The sequence below is a fragment of the Allocoprobacillus halotolerans genome, assembly GCF_024399475.1.
GTDB lineage: Bacteria > Bacillota_I > Bacilli_A > Erysipelotrichales > Coprobacillaceae > Allocoprobacillus > Allocoprobacillus halotolerans.
This window is the reverse complement of the sequence record NZ_CP101620.1, coordinates 2281118-2295748: the sequence shown is the minus strand read 5'-3', so window position 1 is coordinate 2295748 and position 14631 is coordinate 2281118. Positions and strand designations below refer to the sequence as shown.

General features: G+C 32.2%; 16 protein-coding genes and 4 pseudogenes. 5 read left to right on the top strand and 15 right to left on the bottom strand.

The annotated features are described in order from the left end of the window. Positions 1-19: 19 nt before the first annotated feature. The 5 genes and pseudogenes from NMU03_RS13525 to rbr all read right to left on the bottom strand — a co-directional run bounded on the left by NMU03_RS13525 (position 20) and on the right by rbr (position 3426). Positions 20-1376, bottom strand: a pseudogene (locus NMU03_RS13525) (sodium-dependent transporter). A 168-nt stretch (positions 1377-1544) separates the two neighbouring features. Further along, positions 1545-1778: a hypothetical protein gene (locus NMU03_RS13520; RefSeq protein WP_290139027.1), complete on the bottom strand. Its 234-nt coding sequence runs from the start codon at positions 1776-1778 to the stop codon at positions 1545-1547. Further along, positions 1772-2371: a DUF1700 domain-containing protein gene (locus NMU03_RS13515; RefSeq protein WP_290139026.1), complete on the bottom strand. Its 600-nt coding sequence runs from the start codon at positions 2369-2371 to the stop codon at positions 1772-1774. Before NMU03_RS13515 ends, NMU03_RS13520 begins: the two co-directional genes overlap by 7 nt. Then, complete coding sequence (locus tag NMU03_RS13510; protein WP_290139025.1) at positions 2364-2681, bottom strand: PadR family transcriptional regulator; 318 nt, start codon at positions 2679-2681, stop codon at positions 2364-2366. Before NMU03_RS13510 ends, NMU03_RS13515 begins: the two co-directional genes overlap by 8 nt. Positions 2682-2775: 94 nt before the next feature. Continuing rightward, complete coding sequence (rbr, locus tag NMU03_RS13505; protein ID WP_290139023.1) at positions 2776-3426, bottom strand: rubrerythrin; 651 nt, start codon at positions 3424-3426, stop codon at positions 2776-2778. A 241-nt stretch (positions 3427-3667) separates the two neighbouring features. On the opposite strand from rbr, the gene NMU03_RS13500 reads away from it, so the two are divergent. From NMU03_RS13500 to NMU03_RS13490, 4 genes and pseudogenes are all read left to right on the top strand, one after another. Next, positions 3668-4054: an ECF transporter S component gene (locus NMU03_RS13500; RefSeq protein WP_353956623.1), complete on the top strand. Its 387-nt coding sequence runs from the start codon at positions 3668-3670 to the stop codon at positions 4052-4054. Between the two features lie 5 nt (positions 4055-4059). Further along, positions 4060-4257, top strand: a complete 198-nt coding sequence (locus tag NMU03_RS17750; protein ID WP_353956622.1) for a hypothetical protein — start codon at positions 4060-4062, stop codon at positions 4255-4257. Between the two features lie 9 nt (positions 4258-4266). Continuing rightward, the gene (gene coaBC / locus NMU03_RS13495) at positions 4267-5460 is read left to right on the top strand and encodes a bifunctional phosphopantothenoylcysteine decarboxylase/phosphopantothenate--cysteine ligase CoaBC (RefSeq protein WP_290139022.1); all 1194 of its coding nucleotides are present in this window, start codon (positions 4267-4269) and stop codon (positions 5458-5460) included. Continuing rightward, positions 5454-6244 (top strand): annotated as a pseudogene (locus tag NMU03_RS13490) (type III pantothenate kinase). The gene coaBC and the pseudogene NMU03_RS13490 overlap by 7 nt, the downstream one beginning before the upstream one ends. On the opposite strand, the gene NMU03_RS13485 reads toward NMU03_RS13490, so the two are convergent. The 10 genes and pseudogenes from NMU03_RS13485 to NMU03_RS13440 all read right to left on the bottom strand — a co-directional run. Further along, entirely contained in the window at positions 6239-7504 is a 1266-nt protein-coding gene (locus NMU03_RS13485; protein WP_290139021.1) for a patatin-like phospholipase family protein, read from the bottom strand. The pseudogene NMU03_RS13490 and the gene NMU03_RS13485 sit on opposite strands and share 6 nt — an antisense overlap. After that, a complete protein-coding gene (gene malQ / locus NMU03_RS13480) occupies positions 7501-8652 on the bottom strand; it encodes a 4-alpha-glucanotransferase (RefSeq protein WP_290142351.1) in 1152 nt (383 codons plus the stop codon). The genes NMU03_RS13485 and malQ overlap by 4 nt, the downstream gene beginning before the upstream one ends. Further along, positions 8619-8948, bottom strand: coding sequence for a 4-alpha-glucanotransferase (locus NMU03_RS13475; protein WP_290139019.1), 330 nt, complete (start codon positions 8946-8948; stop codon positions 8619-8621). The genes malQ and NMU03_RS13475 overlap by 34 nt, the downstream gene beginning before the upstream one ends. Positions 8949-8957: 9 nt before the next feature. Further along, positions 8958-9599 carry a lactate utilization protein gene (locus tag NMU03_RS13470; protein ID WP_290139017.1) on the bottom strand — a complete coding sequence of 214 codons (642 nt, stop codon included), beginning with the start codon at positions 9597-9599 and terminating at the stop codon, positions 8958-8960. Between the two features lie 10 nt (positions 9600-9609). After that, a complete protein-coding gene (locus NMU03_RS13465) occupies positions 9610-10251 on the bottom strand; it encodes a nucleoside recognition domain-containing protein (RefSeq protein ID WP_290139016.1) in 642 nt (213 codons plus the stop codon). Continuing rightward, positions 10251-11617, bottom strand: a pseudogene (gene feoB, locus NMU03_RS13460) (ferrous iron transport protein B). Before feoB ends, NMU03_RS13465 begins: the two are co-directional and overlap by 1 nt. Further along, entirely contained in the window at positions 11610-11843 is a 234-nt protein-coding gene (locus tag NMU03_RS13455; protein WP_290139014.1) for a FeoA family protein, read from the bottom strand. Before NMU03_RS13455 ends, feoB begins: the two are co-directional and overlap by 8 nt. A 93-nt stretch (positions 11844-11936) precedes the next feature. After that, positions 11937-12395, bottom strand: a complete 459-nt coding sequence (locus NMU03_RS13450; protein WP_290139012.1) for a gamma-glutamylcyclotransferase family protein — start codon at positions 12393-12395, stop codon at positions 11937-11939. After that, positions 12395-13036, bottom strand: a complete 642-nt coding sequence (pcp, locus tag NMU03_RS13445; RefSeq protein ID WP_290139011.1) for a pyroglutamyl-peptidase I — start codon at positions 13034-13036, stop codon at positions 12395-12397. Before pcp ends, NMU03_RS13450 begins: the two co-directional genes overlap by 1 nt. Before the next feature lie 17 nt (positions 13037-13053). After that, positions 13054-13331: pseudogene (locus tag NMU03_RS13440) on the bottom strand (5-oxoproline transporter, DUF979 family subunit); the annotation flags it as partial. A 220-nt stretch (positions 13332-13551) separates the two neighbouring features. Here NMU03_RS13440 and NMU03_RS13435 point away from each other — a divergent pair. Further along, positions 13552-14616, top strand: a complete 1065-nt coding sequence (locus NMU03_RS13435; RefSeq protein WP_290139009.1) for a branched-chain amino acid aminotransferase — start codon at positions 13552-13554, stop codon at positions 14614-14616. Positions 14617-14631: the final 15 nt, after the last annotated feature.

The following is a 14631-nucleotide window of genomic DNA, read 5'->3' as shown; positions in this document are numbered from 1 at the left end:
TCCTTTCTTTAGAAAACATCTAACTAAAAATTGTCCAATAACCTTGTATAACAATCACAACAATAATCACTGGTAAGATATATTTAAGATAAATGCGTGACCATCTTGGAAAAACAATCCCCTTACCTGCATTTGCTTCTTCTAAAAAGGCATCAAATCCCCAGCCATATCTTGATGTACAAAAAATAAGATAAGCTAATGAACCTAAAGGCAAGAAATTATAAGTGACTAAAAAATCTTCTAAATCTTGTACAAAAGTTCCTGGCCCAAAAGGATTAAAATCAGCAAAGATATTATATCCTAAAGCACAAGGTAAAGATAAAACAAGAATAACAATCAAATGAATACTTACAGATTTTTTTCTAGTCCAGCCAAAAAGATCAATACCAAAACAAATCAAATTCTCAAATACAGCAATAATTGTTGATAAGGCTGCAAAAGCCATAAACAAGAAAAACAAACATCCCCAGAACTGTCCTAACCACATCTCATTAAAAACACTTGGTAAAGTGACAAAGACAAGTTTAGGACCACTTTCTGGATTTACACCGAAGCAAAACATACTGGAAAGATAATTAACCCAGAACAAAATGCAACAAGTGTATCAAGTGTACAAACACTAAGCGTTTCTCCAAATAAACGTCTTTCTTTACCAATATAACTACCAAAGATGGCTATGGCACCAATACCTAAACTCAAAGTAAAAAAGGCTTGTCCCATAGCAGCAAAAATCACTTCTAATAATCCATGTTTTTGAATCATCTCAATTTGTGGTATTAAATAAAATGCCAACCCCTTGCTTCCACCTGATAATGTGATTGCACGAATAACCAAAACAAAAATAATGCTGACATCATGATTTTTGTCATTTTTTCAACACCTTTTTGAAGACCCATTGAACAAATACCAAATCCCAATAGAACAACAAAAAACATCCAAAAGACTTGTAAAAAAGGATCTTGTAAAGACTGATCAAAGATTTGTGCTACCGATGTTGGAGAAACACCTTGAAACTCCCCTTTGAACATTTTTACAAAATAAGAAATCATCCAACCACCTACAGTTGTATAAAACATCATTAAGACATAATTATCCAATGATTGAAAATAACCAAACCATCGCCACCATTTACGTTCAGGGGTCAAGGTTTCAAAAGCTTTCACAGCACTTTTTTGACTGGCCCTACCTACCGCAAATTCCATTGTCATAATTGGTGCACCCAATATCACCAAAAACAATAAATAAATCAAAACAAAAATGGCTCCACCATATTCTCCTACGATATAAGGAAAACGCCAGACATTTCCTAGTCCAATAGCACAGCCAGCAGAAATTAAAATAAATCCAAAACGTGATGAAAATTTTTCCCTTTCCATAAATCGTTCTTCCTCCACATAGATTTATTTTACACTGTTTCCAATTAAAAGAAAACAAAAAAGGTGATGAAATCTATCACCACTTTACTTTATCATCATTGATTAAACAAATGTCTTAATATATTTACTTATCTCACGCTCAATATTAATGAATTTAATAAAAATAAATTAAGGCAAAGGAATATTAATACCACCAATAATCATATCTTCACTAAAAGAAAGACCAATATAAATAGAATCATCCTGAACAGATACAAGCTGATACCATTGATGATCTTCTTCTTTTAAATAATCAATGCCTCCACCCATAGCAAAACCAATACCACTTAAAACAATACCCATTGTCATCAAAAAACCAAATGCTATTAATAAAATACGACTGATGAATTCATTTTTTAACATACGTAACCAACCTTTCTTAACATTAAAATAAAGATATTTTTTGTCCATTTTGCAAGTTGAATAGATTTTTGTGTAATAACATGATATGTTTTCATCGTAAGCCAGATTCCCAGCATCCCAATACCACCAAAAATAGCACTGACACCTAATTGAGTTATACCGAGTGCCATACTCTTAACAAAAAGTGGAAATGTTCCAAAAATCCCAATGATAAAACAAATAACTCCCATGACTGTTAAGATAATGGCAACAAATGGAATCAACCATATACACATATATGCACATAAAAGTAAAATGAGAAAAGTCGCTAATAGACTACCCCATAATGGAAATGTCAAAACCAAAGCGATAATCAAAACAATCGAATGACTTTTTTGAATCGGTTTCATTTCAATGATTTCATCGCTTTCTTTCATTTGGGCAACTATATCTTCTAATTTTCCCAACTTATGAATAGCTTCTTTTTCACTATAACCATTTTCCATTAAATCATCAATCATTTCTTCATAATAAGATACTGATTGCACAACTGTTTCATAGCTTTCTTCTTTTAATGCTTGTGTTAGCAAAGCGATAAATTCTTGTTTAGTCATGTTTCAACTCTCCTTCAATATAATGATAAATTTTTTCTATATCCTGCCATTGTTCCATAAATTCTAATAATCGGCGTTTTCCCAGTTCCGTCATTTGATAATATCGACGTAAACGATGATTGTGTTCAATACTATATGTTGTGACCAATTGTTTTGATTCCAATCTTTTTAAAATAGGATATAAAGTTGATTCTGAAATTTCTATACACTCACTCACATCTTTTACAATTTGATAACCATAAGAATCTTTTTGAACCAGACTGGCTAAAACACAAAATTCTAAAAAACCTTTCTTTAGCTGCGGATCCATTGCAAAACCTCCTTATGCATTATATTATATATTACATAGTATTATGTGTCAACAAATAAAAATGGTGAGTTCCCTCACCATTTTGTCATCTAGATTAATAATTTTCAGCCATTCTTTCAAAATAAGCTTTTGGATAGCCACAAGTTGGACATCTTTCAGGAGCTTCTTCACCTTCATAGATGAAACCACATTGTCTACATTTCCATCCTTTTGGTGCATCTCCTTTAAATGTTTTTCCCTCTTTATAGTTTTTCAATAATCTTAAATAACGTGCTTCATGTGATTTTTCTACTTTACCAACATTTTCAAACTTAATAGCTAATTCTTCAAATCCTTCTTCTCTTGCTTCTTCAGCCATACGTTTATACATATCAGTCCATTCTTCATTTTCACCAGCAGCAGCAACTTCTAAGTTTTCATCAGTTGCCCCAATCCCATGAAATTCAGCAAACCACATTTTCGCATGTTGTTTTTCTTGATTCGCTGTTTCTTCAAAAATCGCAGCAATTTGTTCTAAACCTTCTTTTCTTGCCATTTCTGCAAAGTAAGTATATTTATTTCTTGCTTGAGATTCTCCTGCAAAAGCTTCCATTAAATTCTTTTCAGTTTTTGTTCCAGCATATTTAGATTTCTTTTCTTCTACTTTTTCAAATTGACTAGCTGGAGCTTTACAAATAGGACATTGTTCTGGAGCTACATCTCCTTCATGAACATACCCACAAATTATACAAACCCATTTTGCCATAATTTTTTTCCTCCTTATTCATCTACTTTCATTATACACCCTTTAAAAATTAATTCAATAACTTTTCAATAATAGTAATCATTATTGATAATATTCTATGATTGCTTTTGTCTATATAACCATGTATAATGTGAAATGAAAAAAAGAATGCTGAAAGTAGTGACTTTTATAGCACTAACTATTCTTTTTTACAAAATAAAGAAACGTCGTATTCGGTAACGAAATGACAGTGGAGGTACAAATGAATAAACAAAAAACAAAGAATTTAGCATTGATGTCGCTTTTTATAGCCATTGAGATTTTAATGGTTATGATTCCCTTTTTAGGATTTATTCCAATTGGCCCGTTACGTGCTACTACTTTGCATATTCCCGTTATTATTGCAGGAATCGTTCTAGGAAAAAAACAAGGTGCAATGATTGGTCTGGTTTTTGGCTTATCTAGCTTAGTTATCAATACTATTCAGCCTACTATTACATCTTTTGTCTTTTCTCCTTTTATCAGTGGTTCTTTCTGGAGTATGGTCGTTGCAATTATTCCAAGAGTATGCATTGGATATGTTGCAGGTTTTATTTATGAAAAATTGAAAAAGCACACAATCATCGCAATGGGGCTAGGTGCTTTTTAGGAGCAATGACAAATACAATTCTTGTTTTAGGTGGGATTTATCTGTTCTTTGGTCATCAATATGCTAGTGCACTTGGTATGACCTTTTCAAAACTACTCCCCTACCTTTTAACGCTTATTGCGACAACAAGTTTATTAGAAGCCATTGTTGGAACAATTATTGCGGTTATTGTTTCACGTATTCTAATTCAAATTAAGAAATAAGGTGATCAAATGTCTAAAAAAATAATTATTGGTATAACTGGTAGCATTGCTGCCTTTAAAAGTGTTCAGTTGATTAGTGATTTAGTAAAAAAAGGATATCTGGTTGAAGTTATGATGAGTGAGAGTGCCACGCGTTTTATTACACCTGTTTGTATTCAATCATTAACAAAACGTAAAGTTTATGTTGATACATTCGATGATGAAAATCCTGCCATTATTACTCATATAGATATCGTCAAAGATGCAGATTTATTTATGGTTGTTCCAGCGAGTGCTCATACGATTGCTAAGATGGCTTATGGGATGGCTGACAATATGTTGACAAGTGCTTTTCTAGCTGCAACTTGTCCTAAATTAATAGCTCCTGCTATGAATGTTCATATGTATGAAAATGCAATAACACAAAAAAATATGCAAATTCTAAAAGATACAGGGGTTGTTTTTGTTGAACCAATAGCTGGACTTCTTGCCTGTGGTGATGTAGGAAAAGGAAAGTTGGCTGATGAATCTGTTCTATTAGAAATGATTGAATATATGTTGATGCCTAAAACATTACAAAACAAAAAGATCTTAGTGAGTGCCGGCCCAACGCAGGAAAGCATTGATCCTGTTCGTTTTATTACCAATCATTCAAGTGGAAAGATGGGCTATGCTTTAGCGCGTCATGCCTTTTTATTGGGAGCACAAGTCACATTAATCAGTGGTCCAACATCATTAGCCAAACCTTATGGTGTGGAAGTGATTGATGTTGTCAGTGCAAAAGAAATGCACGATGAAATCATGCAACGTGTTCATGATTATGATTATATTATTATGGCAGCGACTGTGGGTGACTATAGTTGTCAAACAATTGCCCAAGAAAAAATAAAAAAGAGTGATGATACACTCACTTTACAATTACAAAAAAATCAGGATATACTCTACAAAATCGGTCAACAAAGAAGTTCTCATCAAGTTATTTGTGGTTTTGCGATGGAAACTCAAGATTTAATTCAAAATGCTAAACAAAAATTAAAAAAGAAAAATTGTGATATGATTGTTGCCAATCATTTAAAAACAAAAGGTGCTGGTTTTCAAGGAGATACAAATGTTGTCAGTATTTTAACTCCAGATGATATTCAACATTATGAATTGATGTCTAAAAATGAATTGTCTGTTTTAATTTTAAATCAAATGAAACAATGGGAGGATGAAAAATGTTAATTGTTATTGATATTGGAAATACAAATATTACAATGGGAATCTATCATCAAGATGCATTAATTGGGACTTATCGCTTAACTACGAAATTTCAAAGAACATCTGATGAATACGGTTTTATGTTATTATCCTTCTTAAATGCCTCTTCAATATCGACTCAAGATATTGAAGATATCATCATTAGCAGCGTTGTTCCCAAAATCAATTATTCTTTTACAAACTGTATTAAAAAATATTTACACAAAAATCCAATTTTTATTGGTCCTGGTGTGAAAACTGGCATTGATATTCGTATTGATAATCCTTCAACACTGGGGGCTGACCGTTTAGTTGATGCGGCTGGTGCCTACTATACTTATGGTGGTCCATGTTTAGTGATTGATTTTGGCACAGCAACAACTTATGATGTTGTCAGTCATAAAGGTGAATTCTTAGGTGGAGCGACTGCTCCTGGAATTGGTATTTGTGCCAATGCTTTATCTTCACACGCAGCCAAACTTCCAGAAATTGAAATCAAAAAACCTGATCGTATTATTGCTAAAAATACAATTAAAAGTATGCAAGCTGGTGTTTTTTTGGATATATTGGACAGACAGAGTATTTAATTAAACAAATCAAAAAAGAATATCAACAAGATATGAAAGTCATTTCAACTGGTGGATTAGGTAGAATGATTGCTCAAGAAACAGATATGATTGATATTTATGATGCTGATCTCACTTTTAAAGGATTAAAAATTATTTATGATAAAACAAAAAGAAACTTATATGAAAAACAAGGTCTATAACAGACTTTGTTTTTTTAAATACAACATTTTTATAAATAATGCCATCATATATTGTTTATCAAATAAACTCATTAATCTATCCATACCAATCTTATCATGTTCAGGATAAAACAAAAAATGTAAAAGCATTCCCACAATACCACGATTATGCAAATGTTCTAAAATATGCAAATCACCATTAAGAATTCCTGAAAAATCACTCTTTTGATACTCCTGAAAATCCTCTATAATATCATCAACTAACATATCAAAATGATAAGCATAACTAATATCTCTGTCTAACAGTTCACAAATCCAATCTAATAGAACATATAAATAATCCTGTTTAGAGAGCGGCTGTTGAAAATGGCTTTCAAGAAATTGTTGATAAAGATGATCTTTACTGCTATTACTTGTATATTCTCTTATTCTTCTTTCCGTATATAAGACATTTTGATAAACTGTTTCAAACAATGAAGTTTGAAAAGGTAAAAAAGTATAACGATTCCCAACATATTTCTGCATAGTTTTTTGACCTTGAAGATAGCCTAAGCGCATCAAACAATCAAGAGAATCCCTTGAAAAATCCATAAAACCATTCAATGGAACGGGTGGATAAGTATAGTGAATATTTGGGCGATGAAGATAATAGGGATGCTTAACAGGATAAGCCATATCTATAACTAACACTTCATCTGCTCCCATTGCAAAAGCCAAATCAATAGGAACATTATCATAATAGCCTCCATCAATAAAAGATTGATTCGCAAAATGATGAATCGGGAATAAAGGAAAACATGAGGCACTGGCTAATAAATAATCGTAGATATGTTGACGTGGCATTTCTTCTTTAGTGATATATAATGGTTTTAATGAAGGATAATGAACTGTACATAAACCAAAATCAATCGGTGATTTCAATAATTTATCTTCGTTTAGTAAATCTCTTATCAATTGTTTCAATGGACTAATATCTGCACCTTTTTCTTTCACATAAGCTTTAAAAAATGATACAGCAAGATGAGATTGATCTAACATATGCTCCAAATCACCAGCCAAATTAGGTAATCCACCAGCAAAAACATCTTTTTCATCTATACTTTCCCATAAATGCAAAAGAACATCTATATCCTTTTGTGCTAATAAACAGGCATTTAAAGCACCTATAGATGTTCCTGTCACAATCTGATAATCCATTTTGGCTTCATGAATAGCCTTGATAAAACCAGCTTCATAAGCTCCTTTCGCTCCTCCACCAGCTAAAACAATCGCTCTTTTCATGATTCATCACCCCTTTGACTCTCTTTTATCATATGAGAGAACTGTTCTAAATAGACATCAAATTCTTTAAAATCCGTTAAGTGGTATTCCCAGTTAGGTGATCCAATTTGCCCAGGAACATTAAAACGACAATCACTGTCTTTTCCCATGATATCCCACACTGGAATAATGACTTCTTGAGCCTCTAAATCCAAACAATAATGCAAGATTTTTTGATACATCCATGTTTCTGAATAATCTTTTAATAATGTTTCTAACTTTTTATATTCTGCTTTCTTAAGTGTTTTTAACCAGCCATTTAATGTATCATTATCGTGAGTTCCACTATAAACAACGACCTTAGAAAAATCAAAATCTGAGGCATAATGGAATTGAAAAACATACATTCCTTTTAAATGATAATAATCTCTTAATTGATAAACTTCACTTCTTAAATCACCTAAATCCTCAGCTAAAATAGATAAATTCTGAACTTTGGCATATAAAGCATCAAACAAATCATAAGCAGGTCCTTCAATCCATTTTCCAATAACCGCAGTTGGTTCACTAGCTGGAATTTCCCAATAAGTATCAAAAGCTCTAAAATGATCAATGCGTACGCAATCATACATTTGTTGCGATGCTTTCATACGTTCCACCCAGAAAGTATAATCATGTTTTTTTAAATATTCCCAATCATAAAGAGGATTTCCCCATCTTTGACCAAATTTACTAAAATAATCTGGTGGTACACCCGCCACAAAAGATGGTGTTCCATCTTCTTCTAATAAGAAACTTTCACGATTCTGCCAAACATCCGCTGAATCCAAGCCAACATAAATAGGCATATCACCAATAATTTCAATATTTTTTTGATGGGCATAATTTCTTAATTGTTGCCATTGTAAGAAAAAGAAATATTGTAAAAACATATGATAATCCATATCTTTTGTAAATGGTAATAAGGAAAATGTTTGATCTTGCTGAAAATTTTTATATTCTTCTTCCCACTCTATCCATGAACGTTCATGATGATATGTTTTAAAGACTCTAAAAACTGCATATGCATAGAGCCATGACTTGTTTTTTTCAACAAAAGCATAATAATCATCATCAGGCACAAAACGCGAGAAAGCTAATTGATAGTATTCTTGTTTTTGTTTTCTGATTTTTGTGTAGTCAACATATAAATTTTGTGATATTTCTTTTTTACTTCCTCTTCCTTCAACAAACCATTTTGAATAAAAGTATCAAGATCAAGATACAATTCATCTCCTGCGTGACTTGATAACGGTTGATATGGAGAATTACCATAACCTAATGGATTCAAGGGTAAGATTTGCCATATCTTTATTCTTGCTTGAGCAATTTTATCAATAAATTGATATGCATTTTTTCCAAAATCCCCTACTCCATATGCACTTGGCAAAGCTGAAATAGGAAAAAGTATTCCTGTTTTTTTCATAATTTTCACCTAATATCCAATATTTTCTTCAATAATGATAATGTGTATACGATTCTTTTGACCTTGATAACCAAGTTTAACATAACTTGAACAAATTCGTCCTTCACTGAAACAATCCTGACAGCTACCAAGTTTTGTACATGGTGTTTTCTTATTTAAACGCAACGCATTAGCTGGAGCACTATACTCACGAATATGTGTCATCGCTTCTTGTTCATTATTAAAAATTTTATTCAATCCTGCAATCACATAAACTTCACGTGGCCCAAAAATCATTGCAGATACACGATTTCCTCTACCATCAACATTATAGAGACATCCATCCATCGTTAAAGCATTCGTGCTTGTGATAAAAATGTCAGATAATAACCCTTCACGTAATCTCTCATAAACTTGTTCATCAGATAATCCTTCTTCATAGCGATCAATAAACTGAACATCACTTTCTTGAATCAAATCAAGGACACCTAACTTAGTAAGGGTTACACTTCCACCCACTGCTACTTTCTTTTGTGCTATTAAAATATTTTTTAAATAATGATGCAGTTCTTCTTTATTTTTAACAACCATACAACTCATATTATTTTTTTCAAATGCTTTGATTAACTGATTTTCTTTGATATGCAATAATGTTTCATAATTTTTATCCATTTTAATCCCCCTAAATGAGAAAATGTCCAATCTGATAAATAAGCAACGCTACCAGATAAGCCATTCCAGTTTGAAACAATACTGTTAAAATTGCCTGCACCCACGAATGAAGTTCACGTCTCGTTGCAGCAAAAGCGGCAATACAAGGCATATATAAAACTGTAAAAACTAAAAATGTAAAAGAAGATAAAGGTGTAAAAATACCAACCAAAGCTTGATTGAAAGCTGCTGTAGATGAAGACTGTGTTAAAACAGTTAAAGTAGAAACAACTGATTCTTTTGCTGTAATACCAGTCATAAGAGCCGTTGAAGCACGCCAATCATTAAATCCCAGTGGAGCAAAAATAGGTGAGACAAAAGATCCTATGGTTGCTAACATACTTTGTGAACTATCAGATACAAAATCAAATGTAAAATTAAAACTTTGTAAAAACCAAATCACAATGGATGCCATAAATATAATAGTAAAAGCTTTATGAATAAAATCTTTGGCTTTATCTAAAACATTTAAATAAACATTTTTAAGAGTTGGTATACGATAAGCTGGTAACTCCAAAACAAAGGGTACTGGTTCTCCTATAAAAATAGTACTTTTAAGCAATATGGCCGAAACAATCGCAACCAATATACCAATACAATATATTGTTATCATTACAAGCGCTGCCTTATGAGGAAAAAAGCAGCAATAATCATTCCATATATTGGCAATTTAGCACTACAGGACATAAAAGGTGTTAAAATAATAGTCATCTTACGATCTCTATCACTGGACAAAGTACGTGTGGCCATTATCGCTGGTACACTACATCCAAATCCAATCAACATAGGAACAAACGAACGACCAGAAAGTCCAATTTTTCTTAATGCCTTATCCATAACAAAAGCCACCCTTGCCATATAACCACTATCTTCTAACATTGATAAAAAGAAAAATAAAATGACAATGACTGGTAAAAAAGATAAAACACTTCCAACACCGGCAAGAATACCATCACCGACTAAAGAACGCAACCAAAAAGCAACATCATTCTTTTCTAAAAGTCGAATGATCATATCAGAAAATTGACTGATAAGCATATCCATCAAATCCTGTAAAGGCGCTCCTATTAATGAAAAAGTTAAATAGAAAATCAATAACATAATAAAGATAAAAATAGGAATTCCTAAGTATTTATGCGTTAACAACTGATCAATTTTTTCAGAACGAATTTGCTCCTTGGTTTCACTTTCAATAAAAACAGTATGTTGGCAAACATCTTCTATAAAAGAATAACGCATATCAACCAAAGCCGCTTCACGATCTGTTTTTGCTTCTTCCTCCATTTTTTCTAAAATATGCTCAATAATATGACGATCTCCTTGATCAATACGTAACTGATCAAACATATCTTCGTCACCTTCAATTATTTTGGTCACACAATAGCGTAATGGTAAATGTGAAGATTGTACACTTTGTTCCACAATATGAGAAATAGAATGAATGGCCTTATGCACAACACCATGACAAATATCAATATGATGTGATGGTTTATTTAAATTATTTTCAATAGCTGTAATGACATCTTCAATTCCTTCATTTTTACTTGCTGAAATAGGCACAACATCCATTTCTAAACATTCTTTTAAACCATCAATATCAATACTGTTACCACTAACTATAACTTCATCCATCATATTTAATACTAAAATCATAGGAATATTTAATTCCAACAATTGAGTTGTTAAATAAAGATTTCTTTCCATATTCGTTGCATCTATGATATTGATAATTAAACATGGTTTTTCTTCCAATAAATAACGAATAGATACAATTTCTTCTGAAGTATAGGGAGATAATGAATAAATACCCGGTAAATCTATCAATTCCAATTCATCTTTATGCTTTTTAATGAATCCTGTTTTTTCTCTACAGTTACCCCTGGAAAATTTCCAACATGTTGTGATGAACCTGTTAAGGCATTAAATAATGTTGTTTTTCCACAATTTTGATTTCCAATCAAAGCAATTTTTTTACTCATGTTCCACCGCCTTTACTTCAATCAAAGAAGCATCTTCTTTTCTTAAAGTCAATACATAACTTCTTAAATAGACTTCTATTGGATCACCCATTGGTGCTACTTTTCTAATTTTAACCAAAGTATGGGGTGTTAGCCCCATTTCTAATAATCGTCTCCTTAAAAGTCCTTTCCCATTGACTGCAACTATCTGTACCAATGTCTGTGGACTCATTTCATCTAAAGTCATACCCTCACCTCATTACTTATCCATTATAACGCATTTTTTTAACAATGAAAATATGAAAAAGAGTTTTAAACGTAATGTTTAAAACTCTTATCTTTAAAAAAGAATCATATCATCATCAAACACACTTTGTGTTCTTAATTTTTGTTTTTGAATATATTGAACATAATCTAATTCCAAAATATCTTCACCTAAAACAGTAACATTATGTGGATTATCCATGTTATATTCATAGACATAGGCTTGATCTATTTTTTTACCATCTTTATCCAAAATATCCAGACAAACTCTATTATATTCATTATCCTGACAATGTTCACCATAGTAGCTTTCTAGCTCATCCAAACGTTTAAAAGTCTGTTCATCGACATCATACAATTCACCCAAAACCAAGTCCTGTCCTTCTTGTAAAAACGCTGGATATATCACACCAGTAATTGTCATTAAACTTCCTTGAATGTATCCATTACCACAATATACACTTTGATTTTTTAAATAAATATCATAGTTATACATACCTTTTCTTAAAGAACCATATACAAAGACACGTATCATTAATGTGTTGCACCACCTGTTACTTTTAAATCATCCTGTGTTGTAGCAATGACTTCAATCGCCCCAATAAGTGCTTGTACAATTGTATCCAAACTCATACTTGGCATATTCTTTTTATCAACGACCTGTTCAGGTAAAAACGGAATATGAATAAAACCACTTCTTTTTCCTTGATATTTTGTTTCAATCATATGTCTGACACCATATAAAACATGATTACATACAAATGTACCAGCTGTATGAGATACAGATGCCGGAATATGTAATTCCTGAATTTTTGCTACCATTGCTTTAATTGGTAAATTAGAAAAATATGCTGCTGGTCCATCTGGATAGATAGGTTCATCAATAATCTGTTGACCTGCATTATCAGGAATACGACAATCATCAATATTAATTCCAATTCTTTCAACAGTAATATCACTGCGTCCTCCAGCTTGTCCAATTGATAAAATCACATCTGGATCATATTGAGCAATAGCTGCATCTATGACCTTTAAAGACTGATGACAAACCGTTGGTATTTCCAATTTTACAATTTCTGCCCCTGCAATTTCATCAGGCAATTTCTTAACTGATTCAATCGCCGGATTAATTTTTTCTCCTCCAAAAGGATCAAAACCTGTAACCAAAATTTTCATTTCACATCATCCTTTCATTAAAATGCTAAAGCATACATTAAAACAATATGAATTATCAACATCACAATTGCTACAGGGACTTGTGATTTAATAATTGCGTATTTATTTTTGTTTCCAATAATGCTGCTGGCATGATATTAAAGTTTGCAGCCATTGGTGTCATAAGTGTGCCACAATATCCAGCTGTTAAACCTAAAGCACCGACAACAACAGGATTAGCCCCTTGTGCAATCAAGAAAGGAATCCCAATTCCCACTGTTATAACTGAAAAAGCTGCAAATCCATTTCCCATAATCTAATATCCACTATTATATATGAAAATGAATTTTGTTGCAACAAAGCACCTATACAAACCATAAAAAGTTAGAAACTTTTGTCTTTTTTATAAAATTATTTTTGATAATATTTGTATTTTCATAAAATATAATGAAAATTTTATGAGTATTCTCAAAAAGATATTGTATACAAGATTAAAAAAGAGTATAATTTCATTAATTATAAAAAGGGGGATTTTTATGGAAATCAAAATCGAAAGAGCAAAAACATTAAAAGAAAAGCCTGATCAAAATCATTTAGGATTTGGTAAGTATTTTACTGACCACATGTTTATGATGGATTGGGATAAAGACATTGGGTGGCATGATGCTCGTATTGTTCCTTATGGTCCAATTGCAATGGATCCAGCAACAATGGTTTTACATTATGCCCAAGAAACTTTTGAAGGATTAAAAGCCTATCGTAATCCTCAAGGAGATGTCTTACTATTTAGACCAGAAATGAATGCTCGACGTATGATTAACTCAAATAAACGTATTTGCATGGCGGAATTGCCTGAAGACATGTTTGTAGAAGCAGTTGAAGCTTTAGTAAAATATGAACAAGACTGGATTCCAACTGCTCCAGATACATCATTATACATTCGTCCATTCATATATGCCTCTCAGCCAGGTGTTGGTGTTCATCCAGCAAACAGTTATCGTTTTATTATTATTCTTTCACCTGTTGGTGCTTATTATCCTGAAGGTGTAAATCCTGTCAAAATCTGGGTTGAAGATGAATATGTACGAGCTGTCAAAGGTGGCACTGGATTTACAAAATGTGGTGGAAATTATGCTGCCAGCATTGCTGCTCAGGTAAAAGCTGAAGAAAACGGCTATACACAAGTACTATGGTTAGATGGCGTTCATCGTCGTTATGTCGAAGAAGTGGGTACAATGAATGTTATGTTCCTCATTAATGATACGGTTGTTACTGCTGCTTTAGAGGGATCTGTATTACCAGGTGTAACAAGAGATTCTATTATTCATATTTTAAAAGACATGGGATATAAAGTTGAAGAACGTGACTTAAGTATTGATGAACTAATGGAAGCTGGTCGCACTGGACAATTAAAAGAAGCTTGGGGAACAGGAACTGCTGCTGTTATTTCACCAATTGGAGAACTTTGTTATAAAGGTGAAATGATTACAATTAATGATTTCAAGACAGGAACATTAACCCAAAAACTTTATGATACATTAACAGGTATTCAATGGGGTAAATTAGAAGATAAATATCATTGGACAAAAATGGTTAAATAATCCAGATTATTCTGG